Consider the following 19,901-nt stretch of genomic DNA (forward strand, 5'->3'; position numbering starts at 1 on the left):
TTTACAAAATCTATTTAAGGTCTAATTTTGCTAAATCATGTTGTAAAACATTATTTCCTTCTTGTGGGTTAAATACGATTGCACTAAGACCAAAAACATTCGTAACAACATCTCTATCTTTCGAACGAATGATTCTTACTTCATAAGCAAAAACTCCTGGAGGAAGAGCTGCTGAACGAAAAGTAACATATCGATTAGGTGCCAATGTTTGTGTTGAAGGGTCTACTAATGGTAACAATACCGGAGAACCCGATGACCAATCAAACATTTCAACAGTTACTGTATGAGTATCATCTGGATCAACATTCATAGCTTCCACAGTAAGAAACAACGTAGCGGAATGTCTACGTAATACACCCGTTGACAAAGTTTCATTGTGATGTTTATGACATTTTCCAGGAGGATGACCATAGCCATAACTCATATCAATTCCCCCCTTTCATTTACAATTAAGGACAAGTATTCCTTATAATATATAATGCTAGTATTATTTTAATGAAAGGTATAAAAGCGGATTTCCATCTGTATTTTTGGATATTTTATTTTTCACTTATTCCCTCTTAATGAATAATATAGATTCTCCTATTTTGCCCTTGAACTCTTTCTAAGAATAAATAAATCTATTTTGAAAAGAACCTGCTCCATTCATTCGTAAAAGCATAAAGTAAATTGAATCCGTTAAAACACATGAGTGAACCTTTAGTTTTCCCCTCCTATTAAAAGGAGGAACTATGATGGGCTTTGGTGGTAGTTGTGGCGGCTGTGGCTTCGCCGGAGGATTTGCTTTATTAGTTGTATTGTTTATTTTATTAATCATCGTTGGAGCTGCTTGCTTCTGCTAAAAAACTATCGAAAAGACACTCATGTGAGTGTCTTTTCTTTATATGTAAAAAAAAGCCCACCTATTTCCGTAGGCGGGCCTTATCTTTATTACACAATAAGAAAGTATACTCTCTTTTCCTCTGAATTTTTATGTAATTATACATATCCATGAAAATAGATAAAGTTGTTATTACAATATATTTTCCACATTCAACTTAGTTATCATTAGAATGTTTTTCTATAAAATCAAGGATCCTCGCATTAACTTCGTTAGAGAACTCACCATTGATGGCGTGAGATGCATTTTTCCAGTTCACTATATCTATATCTTTAACGTATTTTTTTCCAGATTCAACTGCTTTTACTGAATTATGCATTGTACTTTTTTCAGCCATTAAGGCAAGCACTGGAACATTGATATTTTTTAAGTCTTCTTTACTAAATAGATCAGGTGCTGGTGTTTTCAGTTTATAGTTACGCATACCCGACTCGATTAACTTAGCGATAGGTTCATCGTCATTTATTTTTGCTCCTCCAGAAACATAGCTTAACATCTTTTCTCTTATAAACTTAGGCACAATAGGGACGGAAGCTGGAATAGATGCTAGAATCATCTTTATGGATATTTGCGCAAATACAAAGACTGGATCCATTAAACTAGCCGTAGCAATATGCTCAGGATTATATCTGGCCAAGTTCATTGCTGTCCAACCTCCAATGGAGACACCCACGATATGTACTTTTTCTAAACCTAATCCTTCAATTACTTCATTCAACCATTCTGCTTGTTGTTTTTGGTTTTCAATCACCTTCGTTTGCACGCTCATTCCAGGTTCACCGAGTAAATCTATTGTGTAAACAGGCCTTTTCTCCCTTAACCCTTCTAAATTGGGTACCCACATTGGAGTAGATGCACCTCGTCCAGGGAGTAAGAGTATTGGTTCCTTATTTTTATTTTCCTCTTTAGTAAAGTAATACGTACGAATTGTACCATATGTAGTTTCTATATCTTTCGTATCGTTAGGTTGTGGAAGAAGTGCCATTGATTCATCGTAGGCACTTTGAAAGTCTTTTTTTCCTTTTTCAGATGTAAAATGACCAATCTTATTATCCTCTCTCTTCATTTGAATTCCCCCTTTCTACAAATATATGGATGAACTTTATCTATATATTCATGGTAATCATCAATTGAAAATTTATCTTCTTTAAGGCAAAACTGTCATTTAGAAAAAAGAAAAAGACACCCTAAGGTGCCTTTCTCTGACTTGAACCATCTTAATTTTAATAATATGTATTGGACTCCCATCCAATTGTTATTTTACCACATTAAATTGTTTTGTTTATTGAGAAATACAATAGTTTATATGCTGGTCTTTTATATTAGATCTTTTTCTAGTCCATGCAGCGATTAATAAAAGAACAAGCTATTAATTAAAGGTAAAACTACATGCTAAGCCGGTGTAACATATCAATAAAATTTACATTGTATATCTTATATATTACGTAGGAACCGAAAAAAAGAATTAGTTTATAATTATCGTGAAGAAGCCATAGTGGTAGTTCTAGTGAGGTTTTTACTAAATTAAAGTACGTACTTTTTCAAATTATATATACAATGAAATGAAACCAGATATAACAATCAATGGAAGGATTACTGCAAGTTTATTTTTTAGAGGGGCACGTTTGTCTGGGACGCCTGGGTGGATAACAAAAGCAAGTAAAACAATTGCTCCAATAATACCTAAAAGTATATGAATGATAATCATCCTCCTAAGGAATATTATCAAAATTATATCACATCCAAACACGAAGAAAAGGAATTAATGTAAAAAATTACTAAATATTCTATCTATAAATTTAAAAAATCCCCTCAAAGCATCAGCTTTAAGGGGACCCCCCTATCATCTTCTCTCTTCATACAACCGATTTGCTTTATACGAGCAAACTAAATACATAACAATTGCAGCAGGGATAAACAAACATGCAAAACCTCTCATCAATGCAAATGGCGTTTCAAATAAGAATGACCATAGAAATGATACACCTTGCTTATCCCATAGTCCTGGCGTCAAATATAGTTCTTTCGGATTTACAAGTGCTCCTAAATGAATCGTGTCATTAAACATAAATAGGAATACTATCGGCAAATAACAGATCGCTAATTCTAAAAATGTTTTAGATAGACGTTTATACTTCCCCGCTCGTGACATTTGATCTGAGAAAATGTCATCTTCACTTTCTTCATTTATCTTTTTAAAATAGTACGTACCTGACCACCGATTACCAGCTATATGCTCCCAGCCACTATCTTCAAATAACGTGCAGTAATTCATAAATTCACTTTTTCTACTAAATACTCTATGGTCTATTCTAATCGTCGCATCTTCCGGCTCTGTATATCTAAATGTATAACCGAATGTAGTGCTTTCTAGTTGATAGCCTTTCCAAGCCATCTCTTCTAACCATTTTTCCTCTTTCTCAAAGTCTAAAAAGAATTTCAATCTCCACATCATCGTTTCCCCCTAACTATACGTGTAATAAACTCTTTGTAACCTCAATAATGTGCTGCATTCTCATAAAGTCTAAGTGCAATACTTCTTTCCCGCGTTCCGTAATGACATACACTTTTCTTCGTTTATCTTCACTTTTTACCGATTCTATTAACCCTTGTTTTAATAAATTTTCAACCGCACCATACAATGTACCCGCTGCAATTTTCACTTGGTGATTACTCAGTTCCTCCACCTTTTGCATAATTAAATATCCATGAGCTGGCTCTAATAAAGCTAAAAGAACGTAATACGTTGTTTCCGTTAATGGTAAATTTTTATCTCTATTCATAAAGACCTCCAATGTAACGATAACTATATAGCTAAACTATATAGTTAAACTGTATAGTTAAACTGTATAGTTTGATTTTATACAGTTAGACTGTATATGTCAAATTAAGTTATAAAAAAACAACCTAGATCCAACATGGGATCTAGGTTACTTTTTTACATAAACGTAATCGTCACTAAAGAATATCCTTCTTTCGCATTATACGGCTCAGCTTTATAAGACGTATCGTAAGAAATATGCTTTACGACATAATCATGAATTGCCTTCACTTTTTCATGATCATCCATTCCTACTTGCGTAATAGAAGAAACGATCGCCTTTGCTTGCTTCATTACATATTCCGTTTATTCTTTCGTTTCACGATATGTAATCTTTAACGTAAACGTATAATTTCCAGGTGATCCAGAAATGCCATATGAAACATTCGATCTATTATAATTTGTATACTCATTTTTACTTGCGACTTCTTTATAGGCGTTGAAAAGTGTCTTCATTACTTCTTCCTGATTACTATTTTTCGTTTTATATGGAAGTGTAATATTCGTTTCGTACGCATTAATACGCTTTTGCACTTCATCTTTAAATGCTGCTAATAATGCCGCATCCCCTGTATCTTGCACCGCAACTTCAGGCTTTTTATATTTCAAAGTATTATATAAAAACTGTGCATACTGTTCACGTGTTACCGTTTTAGATGGCTCAAATTCCCCTTCGCCTGTACCAGAAACAATTCCGGTTGACTGCACTGCGCTAATAGCGTTTTCACCCCAAAAACCATTTGGAACATCATTAAATGTATGCTTTTGTTTCGCAGAAAGATGGAAAGCGTTTGTAAGAATTTGTGCCATTTCTGCGCGATTCACAGGAGCTTTCGGTCTAAAATTCCCTTTCTCATCCCCTTTAAATACCCCTGCATTCGTTAACATTAAAATTTCCTCAGGAAACATCGTAGAGTTCTGATTAATATCACCATAAGGATTATTAAACTTAGATCCGTCTTTTAATATGTAAAGAGTATTATTATTACTAAACGTTCCGCCTTGTTTATTCGGTAGCATAACTCGATACACTAAAGCAGCTACTTGCTCCCTCGTCGCAACATTTCCATAACCGGAAATAATATTTTCACTCGCTAAATCTTTAATCGCGGGATACTACCAATGCGATGTAGGCACATCAGAAAAAATACCCGCCTCAGCAGCTTTCACATCACTGCCATTCGTATATAATAAAGCGCCACCAATAAGTGTTAATGATGTAATTGATTTTAATAGTTTTGTGTACATAATTCCTTCTCCCAATACGTTCTCTATTTTATATTTTGTCGAAAAATCTAAAAGAATATGACAAAACATATTATACTATTAAATTTTTTTGAAGGATATATTAAGTTTTGAAATATGCAAAAACTCATATTGTTATAAAAATTCATAGTGATATTATGTTGTTTTACTTGCGAATATATAAAGGGCTATGGTGTCTTATGTCGAAAACATCATTTATAACCAAGTTGCTTTCGGAATCGTTGACACGAAATTTCATGTTAAATGCAAATAAACAAGGAACCTATTAGTCGATTCCTTGTTTATTTGGCTAAAACAGACTTCTTTGGAGAACCAAAATAAAAGTTAAATCAACTCCTATTTAACATTTCCCTTCAGATATATAACAGTAAAGAATACATCATCACGGTGTCAGCAAGCAAAAGTGTATTCTGCATTTCTGAAAACAGTAGATGGCAGATTGTGACCTGCTGAATCTGCTAAGAAAGAATATACAAGAACATCCTTAACATCATCTTTATTTCCACTAATAATAACATCAAGAAAATCTTCTATTTGGAATTCTGGAGTAAATAACACAATCTTAGTTGTTCTGTTTGGTTCTAAAGAAACAAAAGTACGAGAGATTTCAACTAATTCATTTTGAGTTGGGAAAGAAGTGTTTGGACTTCTCTTAACAGTTACCGTTACATTACTAGTATGGCAGCGTGAATCATTGTTTAACATAATGTTGAGAGCAGTTGGAATAATCCCATTTTCAGAAACTGGAACTCGAAACACTCCAGTAGATTTATGAGCCATATAATCACATCCTTTCAAAATAAAATATATTTACAATATATTAGATGCAAGAAACGTTCGTTTTGATAGGGACAAATTATATGATTAATATATCTATAATAACCCTCGGTATTACTAAGACAATGATTTAAAAGATTAACAAATATCGTGAGACCCAATCGAATGTATATGAAAAGTAAAAAGAATAAGGTGTCTAAAAGATTCCCTATTTCGAGCCAATAATGAGACATTATGTTAATCTTATATGTATAGCTGCACAAAATTGAAAAACTTAAGGAGACAGATCAATTTTATGAGAAAATCATTCCTATTACTTACTTTAATTCTAGTATTAGTCAGTGTTACGGCTGCTTGCACACAAGATAAAAAAGATAGTGCCGTTAAAAATGGTCCAATAGAAGAACCAACCGCAAAAAATGAAAATGAAGAATTAATAAATTTTGAAGAAAAAGAAGATATGAGCCGCTTGGAACAAGGTATTTTATTAGTTGGTGAGAGTGTTAAGGGAGGCTATTACTTGACCGCCGTTAAAAGTGCATATTTAAATGATAGCAACGATTCTATCGTTGTTAATGTCTCTGTAAAAAATGTACGAGGTCAAATGATTGGACTATCAGAATTAAAATATAACTTAAAAGATGAAAAAGACGAAAAAACCTATGAAGGAAAGGTGCTTGATCAAAACCCTTCTGATATACAAGTTAAACCAAATGAAACGGTAGAATTAAAAATAGCTTTTGAAGTACCAAGTACCGCAGATGAATATATGTTTTATATTGAAAGCTCTTTAGATCCTCTAGGAGCACACTGGAAAATCGATAAGTTGCAATCACAAAAAAGCTAAGTCTAAAATACAATTTGATTGAAGAAATCTCTCAAATAAGCAAAAAGTACCGAAAGAAGTCTTCTACATATCAACTATATAAAAGTCCCTCCGCCTTCAGACAGAGGGACTTTCTAATTCCTATTTCAAACTACCCGCAATCTCCGTAAAGATAACTCCAAGCGCATGCGCACCTGCATCAGGATATCCTAAGCTTCTTTCGCCAACTGTACCAGCGCGGCCCATGCGAGCTACGATTTCTTTCGTATACTCTGCTCCTTTAACCGCTGCTTCTGCTCCTTTTTCAAAGGCAATTTTCATGTCTTCTTCGTTTAAAGCGCTAGCTAACCAAGAGTCTACACATGGAGCAAGTGCGTCAACAAGCAAAAGTGAAACATAATTTAGGATTATTGTATGCAGATCAAAATCTTTCCGAACTAGCAATTAAATACCTAAATGGATCACTTGTAAACAACCAAAAAACATTGTTCTTATTAGCACAGGAGTATTTCAAATTAAATGATACAAACACTGTCAGATTGCATATTGAAAATGGATTAAAAATATCAAATGAAGAGTACACCCATCATTTCAATATTCTAAAAGGATTAAATGACAATATAAGTACAGATGAATTAGAAGACATCATTTTGGCAGGAATTTGTTATTTTAAGAAAGAAGAGTTATGGAAATACGTAAAAGATTATTCAGCTGTTCTAGGTAATAAGTTTTACGAGTTAAAATCGTATGAAAAAGCGAGCAAGTATCTACACATGACAAATGAAGCTGATAAAAAGGCTTCAGAGAAAGGAGCTTTAAAATAATGAAAAAATCTCTATTAATTTTCACTATTGTCACAGGTTTTTTATCTTTCAGCTTCAGTAACACTACAAACTTACAATCTGTATCAAAAGAAAATGTAGATTTAGTTCAATATGCACACGGTGAAACTATTTAACACAATATAATACTAAAAAGTTATGTCATTACCCCCTTACAATGCGTAACATAAATAATTATTAACAAAATAAAAAGAACCCACTAAAGGTTCTTTTTATTTTTGCTTGCTACTTTTAACCATTAATCTAACTTTCATTTATTAGTAATGAACAAGAATTCGAGATTACAATTTCCAAAATGAACCAACAGATCATGATATTCCAATTGTAAGTAAAATATTGAAATATTTTACAATTCATTATAATATATGTATGAATTTACGGATTTGCTAACTTCCCTAAAATGAATGATAATTTATTAATAGAGAACAAGAAAAGAGGTGTAGAAATTGAAACGATTTACAAAGAAACAAAAAGTAATAATTATCATTTTTATAGTTTTTGTAGTTTTTGTTCTATTAATGTTCTTAGGATTAATAACAATCAAAACTACTTTATTTGAGGGGAGCATTTACGTAAATTAACAAAGCATAGGGGGAATTATGTTGAAAAAACTAGTAAAACCAATCGTCTATCTTTTAGCCTTCATACTAACGTTCACAGGTCTTTTTGTGAATCAGTCTTTCGCCGCCGCAACAGAAACAACAACTAACACCATCGAACAACAACAAATCGAATTTGAAAACCACATCAAGCATTTAGCTACAACTGATCCAGAAGCAAAAAAATCATATGAACAGTATGCTCAATTAAGTGATGAAGATAAGAAAAACTTTGTGAAAGCGCTTAATAGTGAAGAATTTGTAAAAGCACTTCAAGCTACTACAACTTTAAATCCAGGTGAATCAAGATCTTTCAGTAATGGTTCTATCATAGCAAGCGTTGTCGAAGAAGTTAAACCTCAAAATGAGGCCCCATTTAACACTCTTGCAAGTTATGCAGTTAAAGAAAGAAATGTAACACAAAAGGTAGTTGTATTTGGTATTTTCGCTAGTATCTATTGGGTGAAAGTTAGATTTCAGCATCCACTAGGCTCAAGAGATGTAACGAAAACATTAAGTGCTGATAACGGACACACTAACATTAATCCATCAATTATTGTAACCGACATAGGCGCAAGCCATTGGGCATCTGCTGGCTGGGCTTTTGCAACTGGTAAATTTAGAATTGCAGCTACAGGTTCTATAGGATTCTGGTCATTTACACATGTTTTAAATTTAAAAGCTGATCCTGAATATACAACTGGTTGGCTTAACTAACATCTCCATAACAAGCAAAAAAGAGTCCTATTAAATTAGGACTCTTTCACTTTTCTCATAGAAACAAATTTTCAAATTCTATTAACGTTTTGATTAGTGTCATTACCTGAACTACTAGCGTAATCTCCGAAACGATATCTAATTTCTGTACACTCCCTTTCTTCCCAGCTTCTTTTTTTCGTCCATGCTTAAGTATTCTGTTTACTTTTCTTCTTAATTTTTTTGTCCATTATAAAAACTCCCTATTTATTAAAGTAACGAGATTCACTCGTTCACTATGTATAATCAATTTCACCCCAACTTTCCTTTCTATTACAATTACCATTTGATAATTGTTATAAATATAAACATTTTACAAATCTAACTACTAAAACATTTAATTTTCTAAAATACAAGAAATACCAAATATAATGTATCCTAAAAGGTACACCTTATGGAACAATCTCTCCATCTCTTCCAAACCACTTCATAAGGTGTCCGACCATAATTTTGGAGCCCCAAATCCTAAACACCAGCTTTTGAAGCACTTTCTGTCAATTAGTTAGTTTTTCAAAAATACAATTAAGCAACCTGAATTCCATATTTATAGGAGCTCACGTTGCTTCTTTTAAAACTATGATCTTAGTATTTATAAACACACATATCTTTATGTAGAAAACATCCAGCGAAATTATATATCATTCAACTATAAAAAAGATCCCCTCCACCACAAGGCAGAGGGGACTTTCTAATTCCTACTTCAAACTACCCGCAATCTCCGTAAAGATAACTCCAAGTGCATGCGCACCTGCATCTGGATATCCTAAGCTTCTTTCACCAACTGCACCAGCGCGGCCCATGCGAGCTACGATTTCTTTCGTGTACTCTGCTCCTTTGACCGCTGCTTCTGCACCTTTTTCAAAGGCAGTTTTCATGTCTTCTTCGTTTGAAGCGCTAGCTAACCAAGAGTCTACACATGGAGCAAGTGCGTCAACAAGTGTTTTATCACCAACTACTGCTCCTCTGCCGAACGATCTTTCACCGATAGATTGTATACCTTGCAGTGCTGCTTGCAACACTTCAGCGAATTCTTTCACTGTTAACTCACGCTTCTCGCCTGCTGCTTTACTAGCTGCGCGGAATGCTCCGCCCCAAATTGGACCAGATGCGCCGCCGCAATGTTCCATAATAATCATCGAACAACCGTCAAGGAACGATCCGATAGTAACATTTTCTTGATCTACAATCGAATGCCACTCACGTTTTAATTGCTTAAATCCTTTTGCCACACTCATTCCGAAGTCTCCGTCACCAGCGTGCGTATCTAACTCACAGAACGGTACTTCGTTTTTAATAATAACGTCGCTCATTTTATCAACGAGATAGATCATGTTGTTTAATGTAATGACATTATTTTTAATAACAGCGTGCTCTTCCGCTGTTTCTATTTCGAAGGAAACTTCTTTCTCTTCTACATCTTCAAGTACATTCACGTACTCTACACTTTCAACTGGTCCATCTACTTTAAACGCTGGTGTATTACATTCTTTAGATAGTAATGTTTTTAGCTCATCATCTAATTTCATTACTGTTAAAGACATACCAGCCATATCGATACTCGTCATATAGTTTCCGACAAATACTCTATTAATTTTAATGTTTCTAGCAGCTAATTCTCGCGTCACTGCGTTGTTAAATAAGTAAAGTTCTTGCAGTGGTGTTCCGCCAAAACCGTTAACTAGAAGTGCGATTTCCTCGCCATCTTTTACTCCTAAATCTTTTATTAAATCATTTGTCATACGGTTAGCTAATTCATCAGCCGACAGCATTTTTTCACGTTTAATTCCTGGTTCACCGTGAATACCTACGCCGTATTCCATTTCATCTTCCGCAAGTGTGAAAGTAGGTGATCCGCTCGCTGGAACTGTACAAGACGTTAACGCTAAACCGATTGTGCGCACGTTAGCCGCTGCTTTTTCTGCAACAGCTTTCACCGCTCCTAAATCCATACCTGCTTCCGCTGCTGCGCCGGCAATTTTATGAACGAGAATAACCCCCGCAACGCCGCGGCGTCCTACTGTATACAAACTATCTTCTACCGCAATATCATCGTCCACTTTTACGTAGTCGACTTCAATTCCATCTTCCGTCGCTAAATGCGCACCGTTTTTGAAATTCATAATATCGCCGCTATAATTTTTAATAATTAACAACGTACCTTTTTTACTAGCTGTCTCTTTAATCGCTTGGTATACCTGAATTTGTGAAGGCGAAGCAAACACATCTCCGCACACTGCCGCATCTAACATTCCTTTTCCGACTAGACCTGCATGTGCTGGCTCATGACCACTACCACCGCCACTAATTAACGTTACTTTATTTTCGTTCATTTCTTTTTTCTTAATAACTTTATATTTTTTCAAAAGCTCAAGCTCTGGGTGAGCCATAACCATTCCGTTGCACATTTCCATTACTAATGTTTCTGGTTTATTTATAATCTTTTTCATTGTGATTCTCCCTCAATTCCTTTAATATATTGTGATATATTTGAAATCTTCTTCTTACTACTCATGTTAAAATGAAAGCGTTTTATAGTAAACGGACAAAATGGACAATCTGTCTAAAGACACCGCTCTCATTTGTAGGTAGGATTTTCATATTACTAACATTCTAGGGATGATTCAGATGACCTCTTCTATAATTTCTAAAAAGATAATCGCGAATTCATTGAAATATTTAATGGAAACAGAGTCATTTCATAAAATATCAGTGAGCGATATTATGTTACACTGTCAAATGCGTAGGCAAACTTTTTATTATCATTTTAAAGATAAATTTGAACTATTAAGCTGGATTTATAGAGAAGAAACGAAAGAAAACATTATCGACTTTCTCGACTATGAAACGTGGGAAAACATTTTCGATTTATTATTTGATTACTTTTATGAAAATCAAAAATTTTACCGAAATGCTTTTAAAGTCATTGAGCAAAACTCGTTTAATCACTATTTATTTGAGCATACGAAAAACTTATATATGAAGATTATTGATGAACTATCTATGAGCTGTGGATTCAGCCTTTCTGATGAGACAAAAAATACGATTGCCTCCTTTTATAGTCACGGCTTCGTTGGAACGATAAAAGATTGGATTGAAAGCAAATGCGAAGTAGATCCTTCCATTATGTCTTCTCTCATGAAAAATATGATAAACAATCAATTATTACTATTACTGGAACAATCAGCAAAGTAATTAAAGGGTGGCAAAAGCAATGAAAAAGATTATGAATGATGTAGAAAATATTGTTCAAGATATGATGCATGGCTTTTATTTTGAACATAACGAAAAAGTAAATTACGATGAAATAAATAACATCATTTATGTAAAAAATATAGAAAAACTGAAGCAAAACGTTGTTATCATAAGCGGCGGTGGTAGCGGACATGAACCTGCTGATATTGGGTATGTAGGAAAAGGTATGCTTACGGCAGCAGTAAACGGCAATATTTTCACTCCGCCTACAGTGGAACAGATTGTAGCTGCAACCCGCCTCATGCCAAAAGATAAGAGTATTTTATTCATCATCAAAAACTTTAAAGATGACGTAGCAAATTTTTTAGCGGCTAAACAAATCGCTAAAGAAGAAGGAAGACGAATTGACCATATCATCGTAAATGATGACGTTTCAATTGAAGATGATGCTTCGTTTAATAAAAGAAGACGCGGCGTCGCTGGTACTGTTTTCGTTCAAAAAATACTTGGTGCGGCCGCTCTTGAAGGCCATTCTTTAGAAGAATTAACAATGCTTGGGCAATCTGTCATCAAAAACTTACACACATTAGGAGTCGCACTTTCACCTGCAAACGATCCAGTGAAAGGAAAAGCTTCATTCACATTAAACGACGATGAAGTTTTTTATGGCGTTGGTATCCATGGTGAAAAAGGTTACCGTAAAGAAGCACTATCCTCTTCTGAAATATTAGCGATCGAACTAATGAACAAACTAAAAAGCATTTATCGCTGGAGAAAAGGTGAAAACTTCGCCATCTTCATTAATGGACTCGGCGCAACACCATTAATGGAACAATACATTTTCGCAAATGATATTCGCCGTTTATGTGAGCTTGAAGGATTACAAATTACATTCGTAAAAGTTGGTACACTGCTAACTTCTTTAGATATGAAAGGTGTTTCTCTCAGTTTGCTTAAGGTAGAGGATTTGGATTGGGTGAAGTGGTTGAAAGAAAGTACGGAAACTGCTAGTTGGTAATACAAATAGGATGGCTTCAATGGGCCATCCTATTTTTGTACGTAATTCAGCTATTTAAAAAATTCCGCCCTCAATATTACAGCAAATTTATATCAAAAATATAAATCCTCATTTCCTTCGTATTTTCCTTTATTAAGTCTTTTTCTTATGAATAATTCTGCAACAATTAAATTGGGTACCCACGCTAACCAAGCAATAATAGCGTAACTAAGTTCAAACCGCTCTATTCCAAATAGAACGATAAACAACGGTAGCCAAATTCTTAATGTAACTGCTCCAAAGGTTAAAGAATAATTTCTAATCATCCAATTCCGATGGTCTTTAATTTTTTTATTCTTAACTCTATGTAACGCTTGATATGCTGATGTTAGCCAAAATACGGATAACAAACCGAAACCTAACTTCGCTACCAATCCTCCCGTAGCATAAAAGGATAGATATAGTCCAGAAACGCCTCCTAATACTACACCAACCATATAGATTCTCCCAACTATTCGATGACGGTTGATATTCCTTTCTCTAAATTTAGTCGATAATGTAAAAGGACCAATTACTAATGCTACTATACTAGTTGTAATATGTATAAATAACATCATATACCAGAATTCACTTAATTTAGATCCAAACATAAGCTTCGCTTTTACAAGTCCTGTTTGAAATCCATCCATAATAAAATATTGGACAACAACATAACCAGATACTAAAAGAGCAAAAAAAGTAAATACAAACCAAATTTTCCTGTTCAAATTTTACTGCCTCCTTATTACATTAAGGAATTAGATTATACATTACTGTTCATTCTAGAGAAAAATAGAAAAGCCTTCTTCATACATAAAAACCCTCAAGTATATCGTTCTATACTTGAGGGTTTATTCATTTATTCCTTCTCATCTCTCATTTTCTTACATCAATAGTTAGCTCATCTGTAATCTGCTCAAGATGAAAAAATCTTTTTATATAATGGGTATCAGACCATTTCTCTTCTCCACCAATAATAAATAATTCTTGCGCATCATACATAAATGAAAAGCTTGGATAAAAACTGTCAGCCTTTATTTCAATCTCACCAGTACGATTACTGATCATCTTACAGTCTGCTGAATAGCTTAATAACGTATAGAGCGAATCTTGTGCTGATTGGAAGAAATACGAGAATCATTTTATAAACGAGATAGCACAAGAACATAATCACCTCACTAAAGGATGACAGGTCTTCCAAATAAAGCTGGATGATAAATTAACATCGCACCTACAAATGAACACACTAAACAAAAAATAGCCTCGTATTTTATGACTAGAGAGGTGTTAGTATCAAGCTTTTTTTTCTCTCTTTTACATATCATTTTAAATAAAACTCTATATAATACATACCCAACAATCGCCCCGAGGGTATTCGTAAATAAATCATCAATATCTGTAATTCTATTATTTAGTAATTGATTTAACTCAATTGCCAATGAAAAAAAGAATCCTGCACATACGGTGTTTTTCATTTTTCTAAACTGCGGCCAAATAGTCGGTAATAAAAAACCGAACGGCATAAACAGTACAATGTTTAAAAGATACGTCGTACTACCTGCCGTATCAAATAGAGTCAAGTTAATTTGACTGACACGAATCCACGTTTCATATCTACTTATATCCCATACAGTCGCAATTTGCGTCACCCCATATACTAGCGAAAGATAGAATAGAAAAACATATACCCATAGAAAATGCCGAATAGATACAGTTCTTTTCGCTTTAAAATAAAATCCAATTTGAAACATAATACAAAAAATAATAGTAAAAAAATAAGTATACAAATAACTAATCAAAACTTCTGTATGCATGTAGAATCCCCTAACTTTACATTTTCATCTATGACTTTGTCGTTTTTAGCCTTCTTCTTGATGTAACTCATTTATAGGATAGGAAAAACTTTTAAAATAAAAAGTGGGGTAAACATAAAATTTTTCTTAAATCTTCAGTTTGGTTTTATTATTACTCTTCTTAGGAATCCGCCATTGATAGCTAGGCAACAACATGCTTAAACGTAACAAGATTATCATTTTTGCACGTAATCCTCTTAGCACTTTAACCGATGAAGCATATATAAAATCATGTGAATCATTTTTTCAGTTAAAACATGAAATGAAGAAATATATGACGTACTATAATCACTCTTGCTATCAATAGAATTTAAAGAAGATGACTCCTGTTTGCATACAGAAATCATCTTTTTTAGAATGTCCTTTACAAAGGGTACAGATTAAGAGCATCTTATGCCTATTCAAGGGGATCAACTATGCCTTCTTCCCTTAAAATCACTAAACCTATTTACAAATCTATAAAAGTAGATATAATATCCTTATGGAACCTTTATTAATTTATAAAGCATTGTCAAATGAAACAAGATGTCAAATTTTATCCTGGTTGAAAAATCCAGAAAACCATTTCGATGAAAAACCTTATCTAGAACAAGACCTTAACTTTCAAGTTGGCGTATGTGTAGGAGATATCCAGCTTAAAACTGGCTTAGCCCAATCGGTTATTTCTAGTTATTTATTAACTATGAAAAAAGCAGGCTTACTAGAGTCTGACCGAATTGGAAAATGGACCTACTATCGTCGAAATGAAAAAACAATACGAGAGTTTTCTGAATACGTCCAAAACGAATTATAAAATGAAATCTAATGATCAATCAGCATACTAATTGATTATTAGCTTTCACACATTCTGCTTTTTTACAGGTATCCAATTACTTTTTTATAAATTGCACTGCCTATAAAAGCAAGAAACACCGAAAGGAGAAATTTTTTTAACATATCATATCTAGTTATTTAGATATCTGTTATTGTATTTTAAATTACATAATCCTGATAATATTGGCATCCAATCATGCTTATAATAATGCTTCTTTGTTAATGAATTTACTTTCAAAATACTGATACGAATGGAGAGTTTTATAAATGAAAAAAGTAAATCCTTTACTTATTCTGACACTCGCAATAGGTGTGTTCGGAATTATTACTACCGAGATGGGTATTGTCGGCGTATTACCACAAATCACTGAAAAATTCGGAATTTCAACTACACAAGCTGGATTTTTAGTAAGTATATTTGCACTAGTTGTTGCTATTTCTGGTCCGTTTTTAATTCTGCTCGTCTCTAGTATTAATCGCAAAATAATTTTATTAACAGCAATTTTCATATTTGTTATTTCAAATTTAATCTACGCTTATACAACACAATTTGAAATCATGCTTATTTTTCGTATTTTACCGGCAGCGCTTCATCCACTCTTCTTTTCAATCGCTCTTGTAACAGCTGCTAAACTTGTCCCTCCAGAAAAGAGCGGTCAAGCGGTTACAAAAGTTTTCATGGGAATTACTGTTGGCTTTGCTTTAGGTGTACCACTAACCTCTTACCTTGCAGACCAATTTTCACTCGAAATTGCTTTCTTATTCGGAGCATTCGTTAACACTGTTGCATTCATTGGAATACTACTCCTACTTCCTTCTATGCCTGTTAAAGAAAAGATGTCTTTCGACAAACAAATTCGTATACTCGGCAAACCAGGATTATGGTTAAATATTTTAACCGTCACATTCCTTTTTGCAGCCATGTTTTCCGTATACAGTTACTTCGCTGAGTACCTTGCAAAAGTAACTTCCATGAATGGATCCCTCATCAGTATCATGCTATTCATATTTGGTATAGTTATGATTTTAGGTAATCATTTATTTGGTGGTCTCCTACAAAAAAGCATAATAAACACTGTAATATCATTCCCTATTCTATATTCTATTGTTTACATATTGGTTTATTATTTAGGTTCCTACCTTGTTCCAATGATTTTTATAGTATTCATTTGGGGAATCGTGCATGCTGGTGGATTAATTGTTGGTCAAACATGGTTAATAAGTGAAGCTAAAGAAGCACCTGAATTTGGTAACAGTCTATTCGTTTCGTTCTCAAATCTCGGAATTACTTTAGGAACCATTATTGGAGGCTGGTTCATTTCAAACTTAGGTATTCACCAGCTTATTTGGAGCGGATTTATATTCACACTACTCTCATTTCTATTAATTATAATAAAACTAAAATTTTTCAATTCTAATAGCCAGGCTTCATTATCAAGCTAGTACATTGTCAGTTCCAAATTCGATAAAAAACATTATAAATTCTTCTTATACGATTTTATTAACTAAAAAGTATAATGCTCAAAGCCTTTAGCCATAATTACGACTAAAGGCTTTTTTGTATATAAAGTGAAACTTTAATCAGTGGGGGTTTTTCATCCCCCACTGATTATCAGCCCTCACCAATCGGACTTTTATGAGCAGTTGATCCCCCACCTAACTTCTTTGCTTTCGCTGAATTTCGAGGTGGGGATCTTACTGCCCATTAAAGCGGGATAAAAATAATTCTAAAAGGAGCTAATTTTATGGAACATAATCAAAATGGAGTACTTGCTTTAATTGTTTTGTTTTTAGGATTAGTGTTTTTTGTTAGTGGAATGGTTTATCATTTATGGGGTTCTTTTTAATAGTATGATTGTAATCACTCATAAAAACCCTCAAGTATATCGTTCCTTTATTAATTTCAACGTTTAGACAGATACATAATTCCAAAACTAAACCGTTTATTGCAATTATCGATATGGAACATTTCCAAAAACAACTTAACATGGTAAAATAATATTCGGACGGGAGTCCAATATTATTAAAATTAAGATGGTTCAAGTCGGAGAAAGGCACCTTAGGGTGTCTTTTCTTTATTTTCAAAAGGACCTGCTCAATTATTGTGTAAAAAACATAAAGTAAGTTGAATCCATTAAAATACATGAGTGACCCCTTGTTTTCCCCTCTTATTAAAGGAGGAACTATTATGGGATTTGGTGGTAGTTGTAGTAGTAATTGTGGCGGCGGCTTTGCTTTACTAGTTGTATTGTTTATTTTATTGATCATTGTTGGAGCTTCTTGCTTCTGCTAAAAAACTATCGGAAAAGACACTCTTATATGGGTGTCTTTTCTTTGTAATAAAAAGCTCTCTATAAAGGAAAGTTTTTAGGCTTTTACATTCAAATCATCCAAATTATTTATTTACACAGCACTTTATTCCTTCGTATCCCTCATACTGTAATAACCTAAATTAATAATAATTAAGAAATACCCACCCATAATTCCAGCTGCAAATGTCCACATGTACTCACGGTGTTCAATTTCATACATAATAATCGCACCGAGTATGGCGGCTGCAAACCGATTCATCATGCCAAGCATTGGTGCTTTTTCTTTTTTTACGATGCTATCTCCGAACTTTTCGATACGCCTTCCTAAAATCCAGGCGCAGTACATACTTACTAAAAGGCCAATGCTTATCCCTACAAACTGGGCTGAGAAAGGTGTCATCAACCATCCCAATAACATCACGCCTAGCAAACAATATATTTGTATGTTGAATAATCTTAATGCCATACGAATCATGTTATTCTCCTTATCTTTCCTATTAATCCCATCTTTCGGACTTCAAGCTTTCCGATATATCCTTTTTAAAATGGGGGAATTTGATTTTGCTCACCATTAAATAAGCGAGTACGCATGTGCCAAATGCCACGGAAACTGGGTTATTTAGGAGGCATAAAATAAGAAGACACATTGCCGCAAATGGAATGGGCATTCCGATAAACGTCGGGAGTTTGCTTTGTTGCGTGTTAAATCTCGCAAGCCGCAGCATTCCGCAAATACTATACGTGAGGGCACATATCATCCCGATAGACTGCAAATCTTTTAACGAGGCACTATATGCAAGAATAGACGGTGCCACACCAAAGGTCACTAAATCCGCAAATGAATCTAGTTCTCCGCCCATTTCCGAAACAGAATCTAGTTTCCGAGCAACCATACCATCAAACAGATCAAATACCATACCTGTAATAATGAACATAACTGCACCATACATATCGTGAACGAAAACAGCGTGAATAGCCAAAAGCCCACACACAAAGTTTGCTATCGTAATCATATTTGGTATGTAACTCATCACATGCTTCCCCTCCTTTTTACTCATTACAATCAAGAGCCTTCTGTTTCTCTTCCAATATCACTTTATTTATTTTCGTTAACGTATCCGTCATTTGCTCTAAAGCATTTATATCGATTTTAGAAAAGTATTTCTCAATTAATACATCATCTAACTCAGACAATCGTTCGATATATTTACTACCGTTTGGACCGAGTGTAAGGAAATACTCCCTTTTATTGTTAGGATTAACTTGTTTCGAAATCATCTTCTGCTTTTCCAACTTCGATAAAACTTGGCTCACAGCACTTTTCGATATATTAAAAGTAGTCGCAATGTGATTTGCTGTCGTGTTTTCATTTAAATTAATGTGAAATAGCATACTCTCTTGCTGCCCAGTAAGACCGAACTCATCCTTTAAATCTTGAAATAGTAAAATGTAAAATTCATTATAGGCTCGATTCATTTCATTAATTACTTCTTTATACGTTCTAGTCATAGCATTCTTCCTCCATGCTGTTATTTCATTTTTAATAGTTAAGTTCACTTAACTTAACTATATTATACCGTTATGTTTGTGTAAAGGGAAATCTATCTCTATACATTCCTATAACACGGAATAAAGTATGCCCTTTGCCTTTTCCACTGCTTTTAATAGATTAAATTCAGAATGGTACATCTGTCATTCTGAATAAATAAACATAATCATTACAAAAATTCCATATAGACCCATTACTGGTTAAAATGTTATAATGAAATTACCCTACATAGTTACTCATATTCCGATTGAGGAACTAGCGTCTTATTAAGCAATGCGCATAACTCAAATAAAAAAGACACTTTTTGATATGATCCCCTTATAGTAGACAGTAAAAAGAAAGCACATTAATCTGTTTACTATGGAGGGGATTTTTCTAT

Annotated in this window: 22 protein-coding genes and 4 pseudogenes; 11 read left to right on the top strand and 15 right to left on the bottom strand. The window is 33.8% G+C overall.

Annotated elements, in window-relative coordinates; genetic code table 11:
* Positions 1 to 10 precede the first annotated feature (10 nt).
* The gene (locus JDS82_RS27860; RefSeq protein WP_000120201.1) at positions 11 to 424 is read right to left on the bottom strand and encodes a hypothetical protein; all 414 of its coding nucleotides are present in this window, start codon (positions 422 to 424) and stop codon (positions 11 to 13) included.
* A 310-nt stretch (positions 425 to 734) separates the two neighbouring features.
* Here JDS82_RS27860 and JDS82_RS27865 point away from each other — a divergent pair, with 310 nt between their 5' ends.
* Positions 735 to 842, top strand: coding sequence for a YjcZ family sporulation protein (locus JDS82_RS27865; protein WP_000505670.1), 108 nt, complete (start codon positions 735 to 737; stop codon positions 840 to 842).
* Positions 843 to 1,037: 195 nt separating this feature from the next.
* On the opposite strand, the gene JDS82_RS27870 is transcribed toward JDS82_RS27865, so the two are convergent.
* The 6 genes and pseudogenes from JDS82_RS27870 to JDS82_RS27895 form a co-directional block, all read right to left on the bottom strand.
* On the bottom strand, positions 1,038 to 1,946 hold the full coding sequence (locus tag JDS82_RS27870) for an alpha/beta fold hydrolase (protein ID WP_098058773.1): 909 nt from the start codon (positions 1,944 to 1,946) through the stop codon (positions 1,038 to 1,040).
* 480 nt (positions 1,947 to 2,426) lie between these two features.
* Positions 2,427 to 2,588, bottom strand: a complete 162-nt coding sequence (locus JDS82_RS27875) for a hypothetical protein (protein ID WP_000583841.1) — start codon at positions 2,586 to 2,588, stop codon at positions 2,427 to 2,429.
* A 135-nt stretch (positions 2,589 to 2,723) separates the two neighbouring features.
* The gene (locus JDS82_RS27880; RefSeq protein WP_088091226.1) at positions 2,724 to 3,335 is read right to left on the bottom strand and encodes a DUF2812 domain-containing protein; all 612 of its coding nucleotides are present in this window, start codon (positions 3,333 to 3,335) and stop codon (positions 2,724 to 2,726) included.
* A gap of 13 nt (positions 3,336 to 3,348) precedes the next feature.
* A complete protein-coding gene (locus JDS82_RS27885; protein ID WP_001078066.1) occupies positions 3,349 to 3,663 on the bottom strand; it encodes a PadR family transcriptional regulator in 315 nt (104 codons plus the stop codon).
* Positions 3,664 to 3,833: 170 nt separating this feature from the next.
* Positions 3,834 to 4,949: pseudogene (locus JDS82_RS27890) on the bottom strand (S-layer homology domain-containing protein); the annotation flags it as partial.
* A gap of 408 nt (positions 4,950 to 5,357) precedes the next feature.
* Positions 5,358 to 5,747: a hypothetical protein gene (locus tag JDS82_RS27895; RefSeq protein WP_029437700.1), complete on the bottom strand. Its 390-nt coding sequence runs from the start codon at positions 5,745 to 5,747 to the stop codon at positions 5,358 to 5,360.
* 292 nt (positions 5,748 to 6,039) lie between these two features.
* Here JDS82_RS27895 and JDS82_RS27900 point away from each other — a divergent pair, with 292 nt between their 5' ends.
* Complete coding sequence (locus JDS82_RS27900; protein WP_064056331.1) at positions 6,040 to 6,591, top strand: DUF4352 domain-containing protein; 552 nt, start codon at positions 6,040 to 6,042, stop codon at positions 6,589 to 6,591.
* 120 nt (positions 6,592 to 6,711) lie between these two features.
* Here JDS82_RS27900 and JDS82_RS27905 read toward each other — a convergent pair.
* Positions 6,712 to 6,954: pseudogene (locus JDS82_RS27905) on the bottom strand (DAK2 domain-containing protein); the annotation flags it as partial.
* Here JDS82_RS27905 and JDS82_RS27910 point away from each other — a divergent pair.
* The 3 genes from JDS82_RS27910 to JDS82_RS27915 all read left to right on the top strand — a co-directional run bounded on the left by JDS82_RS27910 (position 6,933) and on the right by JDS82_RS27915 (position 8,728).
* On the top strand, positions 6,933 to 7,394 hold the full coding sequence (locus JDS82_RS27910; RefSeq protein WP_242250110.1) for a hypothetical protein: 462 nt from the start codon (positions 6,933 to 6,935) through the stop codon (positions 7,392 to 7,394). The pseudogene JDS82_RS27905 and the gene JDS82_RS27910 overlap by 22 nt on opposite strands.
* Positions 7,394 to 7,528: a hypothetical protein gene (locus JDS82_RS30125; protein ID WP_254912982.1), complete on the top strand. Its 135-nt coding sequence runs from the start codon at positions 7,394 to 7,396 to the stop codon at positions 7,526 to 7,528. The genes JDS82_RS27910 and JDS82_RS30125 overlap by 1 nt, the downstream gene beginning before the upstream one ends.
* Positions 7,529 to 8,011: 483 nt before the next feature.
* Positions 8,012 to 8,728 carry a hypothetical protein gene (locus JDS82_RS27915; protein ID WP_242250111.1) on the top strand — a complete coding sequence of 239 codons (717 nt, stop codon included), beginning with the start codon at positions 8,012 to 8,014 and terminating at the stop codon, positions 8,726 to 8,728.
* A 734-nt stretch (positions 8,729 to 9,462) separates the two neighbouring features.
* Here the strand turns inward: JDS82_RS27915 and dhaK are convergent.
* Entirely contained in the window at positions 9,463 to 11,214 is a 1,752-nt protein-coding gene (dhaK, locus tag JDS82_RS27920; protein WP_199714275.1) for a dihydroxyacetone kinase subunit DhaK, read from the bottom strand.
* Between the two features lie 178 nt (positions 11,215 to 11,392).
* On the opposite strand from dhaK, the gene dhaS reads away from it, so the two are divergent.
* The gene (gene dhaS, locus JDS82_RS27925) at positions 11,393 to 11,959 is read left to right on the top strand and encodes a dihydroxyacetone kinase transcriptional activator DhaS (RefSeq protein WP_000204216.1); all 567 of its coding nucleotides are present in this window, start codon (positions 11,393 to 11,395) and stop codon (positions 11,957 to 11,959) included.
* Positions 11,960 to 11,978: 19 nt separating this feature from the next.
* Positions 11,979 to 12,977: a DhaKLM operon coactivator DhaQ gene (gene dhaQ, locus JDS82_RS27930; protein ID WP_199714276.1), complete on the top strand. Its 999-nt coding sequence runs from the start codon at positions 11,979 to 11,981 to the stop codon at positions 12,975 to 12,977.
* 92 nt (positions 12,978 to 13,069) lie between these two features.
* On the opposite strand, the gene JDS82_RS27935 is transcribed toward dhaQ, so the two are convergent.
* From JDS82_RS27935 to JDS82_RS27945, 3 genes and pseudogenes are all read right to left on the bottom strand, one after another.
* Positions 13,070 to 13,723 (bottom strand): DUF2306 domain-containing protein, encoded by a 654-nt coding sequence (locus JDS82_RS27935; protein WP_199714277.1) that lies wholly within the window; start codon positions 13,721 to 13,723, stop codon positions 13,070 to 13,072.
* 148 nt (positions 13,724 to 13,871) lie between these two features.
* Positions 13,872 to 14,126, bottom strand: a pseudogene (locus JDS82_RS27940) (hypothetical protein); the annotation flags it as partial.
* A 47-nt stretch (positions 14,127 to 14,173) separates the two neighbouring features.
* Positions 14,174 to 14,809, bottom strand: a complete 636-nt coding sequence (locus JDS82_RS27945; protein WP_000556713.1) for a VanZ family protein — start codon at positions 14,807 to 14,809, stop codon at positions 14,174 to 14,176.
* 244 nt (positions 14,810 to 15,053) lie between these two features.
* Here JDS82_RS27945 and JDS82_RS29960 point away from each other — a divergent pair.
* The 4 genes and pseudogenes from JDS82_RS29960 to JDS82_RS27960 all read left to right on the top strand — a co-directional run.
* Positions 15,054 to 15,155 (top strand): annotated as a pseudogene (locus tag JDS82_RS29960) (TetR family transcriptional regulator); the annotation flags it as partial.
* A gap of 174 nt (positions 15,156 to 15,329) precedes the next feature.
* Complete coding sequence (locus tag JDS82_RS27950; RefSeq protein ID WP_000433539.1) at positions 15,330 to 15,641, top strand: ArsR/SmtB family transcription factor; 312 nt, start codon at positions 15,330 to 15,332, stop codon at positions 15,639 to 15,641.
* A 287-nt stretch (positions 15,642 to 15,928) separates the two neighbouring features.
* Positions 15,929 to 17,104, top strand: a complete 1,176-nt coding sequence (locus tag JDS82_RS27955) for an MFS transporter (RefSeq protein WP_199714278.1) — start codon at positions 15,929 to 15,931, stop codon at positions 17,102 to 17,104.
* Positions 17,105 to 17,849: 745 nt separating this feature from the next.
* Entirely contained in the window at positions 17,850 to 17,954 is a 105-nt protein-coding gene (locus JDS82_RS27960; RefSeq protein WP_075310385.1) for a YjcZ family sporulation protein, read from the top strand.
* 122 nt (positions 17,955 to 18,076) lie between these two features.
* Here JDS82_RS27960 and JDS82_RS27965 read toward each other — a convergent pair whose 3' ends face one another.
* Genes JDS82_RS27965 through JDS82_RS27975 form a run of 3 tightly spaced genes read right to left on the bottom strand, consistent with a single transcriptional unit; the run spans position 18,077 to position 19,482 of the window.
* Positions 18,077 to 18,448 carry an ATP synthase subunit I gene (locus JDS82_RS27965; RefSeq protein ID WP_199714279.1) on the bottom strand — a complete coding sequence of 124 codons (372 nt, stop codon included), beginning with the start codon at positions 18,446 to 18,448 and terminating at the stop codon, positions 18,077 to 18,079.
* A 22-nt stretch (positions 18,449 to 18,470) separates the two neighbouring features.
* A complete protein-coding gene (gene pssA / locus JDS82_RS27970) occupies positions 18,471 to 19,004 on the bottom strand; it encodes a CDP-diacylglycerol--serine O-phosphatidyltransferase (protein ID WP_199714280.1) in 534 nt (177 codons plus the stop codon).
* A 19-nt stretch (positions 19,005 to 19,023) separates the two neighbouring features.
* Entirely contained in the window at positions 19,024 to 19,482 is a 459-nt protein-coding gene (locus JDS82_RS27975) for a MarR family winged helix-turn-helix transcriptional regulator (RefSeq protein ID WP_064473423.1), read from the bottom strand.
* Between the last annotated feature and the right edge of the window lie 419 nt (positions 19,483 to 19,901).

Source organism: Bacillus cereus group sp. N14, from assembly GCF_016483555.1.
GTDB lineage: Bacteria > Bacillota > Bacilli > Bacillales > Bacillaceae_G > Bacillus_A > Bacillus_A wiedmannii.

Bases quoted from the DNA above. Each gene is read 5' to 3' on its own strand.
- JDS82_RS27860 (WP_000120201.1), bottom strand. From the start codon at position 424: ATGAGTTATGGCTATGGTCATCCTCCTGGAAAATGTCATAAACATCAC.
- JDS82_RS27865 (WP_000505670.1), top strand. From the start codon at position 735: ATGGGCTTTGGTGGTAGTTGTGGCGGCTGTGGCTTCGCCGGAGGATTT.
- JDS82_RS27870 (WP_098058773.1), bottom strand. From the start codon at position 1,946: ATGAAGAGAGAGGATAATAAGATTGGTCATTTTACATCTGAAAAAGGA.
- JDS82_RS27875 (WP_000583841.1), bottom strand. From the start codon at position 2,588: ATGATTATCATTCATATACTTTTAGGTATTATTGGAGCAATTGTTTTA.
- JDS82_RS27880 (WP_088091226.1), bottom strand. From the start codon at position 3,335: ATGATGTGGAGATTGAAATTCTTTTTAGACTTTGAGAAAGAGGAAAAA.
- JDS82_RS27885 (WP_001078066.1), bottom strand. From the start codon at position 3,663: ATGAATAGAGATAAAAATTTACCATTAACGGAAACAACGTATTACGTT.
- JDS82_RS27895 (WP_029437700.1), bottom strand. From the start codon at position 5,747: ATGGCTCATAAATCTACTGGAGTGTTTCGAGTTCCAGTTTCTGAAAAT.
- JDS82_RS27900 (WP_064056331.1), top strand. From the start codon at position 6,040: ATGAGAAAATCATTCCTATTACTTACTTTAATTCTAGTATTAGTCAGT.
- JDS82_RS27910 (WP_242250110.1), top strand. From the start codon at position 6,933: ATGGAGCAAGTGCGTCAACAAGCAAAAGTGAAACATAATTTAGGATTA.
- JDS82_RS30125 (WP_254912982.1), top strand. From the start codon at position 7,394: ATGAAAAAATCTCTATTAATTTTCACTATTGTCACAGGTTTTTTATCT.
- JDS82_RS27915 (WP_242250111.1), top strand. From the start codon at position 8,012: ATGTTGAAAAAACTAGTAAAACCAATCGTCTATCTTTTAGCCTTCATA.
- dhaK (WP_199714275.1), bottom strand. From the start codon at position 11,214: ATGAAAAAGATTATAAATAAACCAGAAACATTAGTAATGGAAATGTGC.
- dhaS (WP_000204216.1), top strand. From the start codon at position 11,393: ATGACCTCTTCTATAATTTCTAAAAAGATAATCGCGAATTCATTGAAA.
- dhaQ (WP_199714276.1), top strand. From the start codon at position 11,979: ATGAAAAAGATTATGAATGATGTAGAAAATATTGTTCAAGATATGATG.
- JDS82_RS27945 (WP_000556713.1), bottom strand. From the start codon at position 14,809: ATGCATACAGAAGTTTTGATTAGTTATTTGTATACTTATTTTTTTACT.
- JDS82_RS27950 (WP_000433539.1), top strand. From the start codon at position 15,330: ATGGAACCTTTATTAATTTATAAAGCATTGTCAAATGAAACAAGATGT.
- JDS82_RS27955 (WP_199714278.1), top strand. From the start codon at position 15,929: ATGAAAAAAGTAAATCCTTTACTTATTCTGACACTCGCAATAGGTGTG.
- JDS82_RS27960 (WP_075310385.1), top strand. From the start codon at position 17,850: ATGGGATTTGGTGGTAGTTGTAGTAGTAATTGTGGCGGCGGCTTTGCT.
- JDS82_RS27965 (WP_199714279.1), bottom strand. From the start codon at position 18,448: ATGATTCGTATGGCATTAAGATTATTCAACATACAAATATATTGTTTG.
- pssA (WP_199714280.1), bottom strand. From the start codon at position 19,004: ATGAGTTACATACCAAATATGATTACGATAGCAAACTTTGTGTGTGGG.
- JDS82_RS27975 (WP_064473423.1), bottom strand. From the start codon at position 19,482: ATGACTAGAACGTATAAAGAAGTAATTAATGAAATGAATCGAGCCTAT.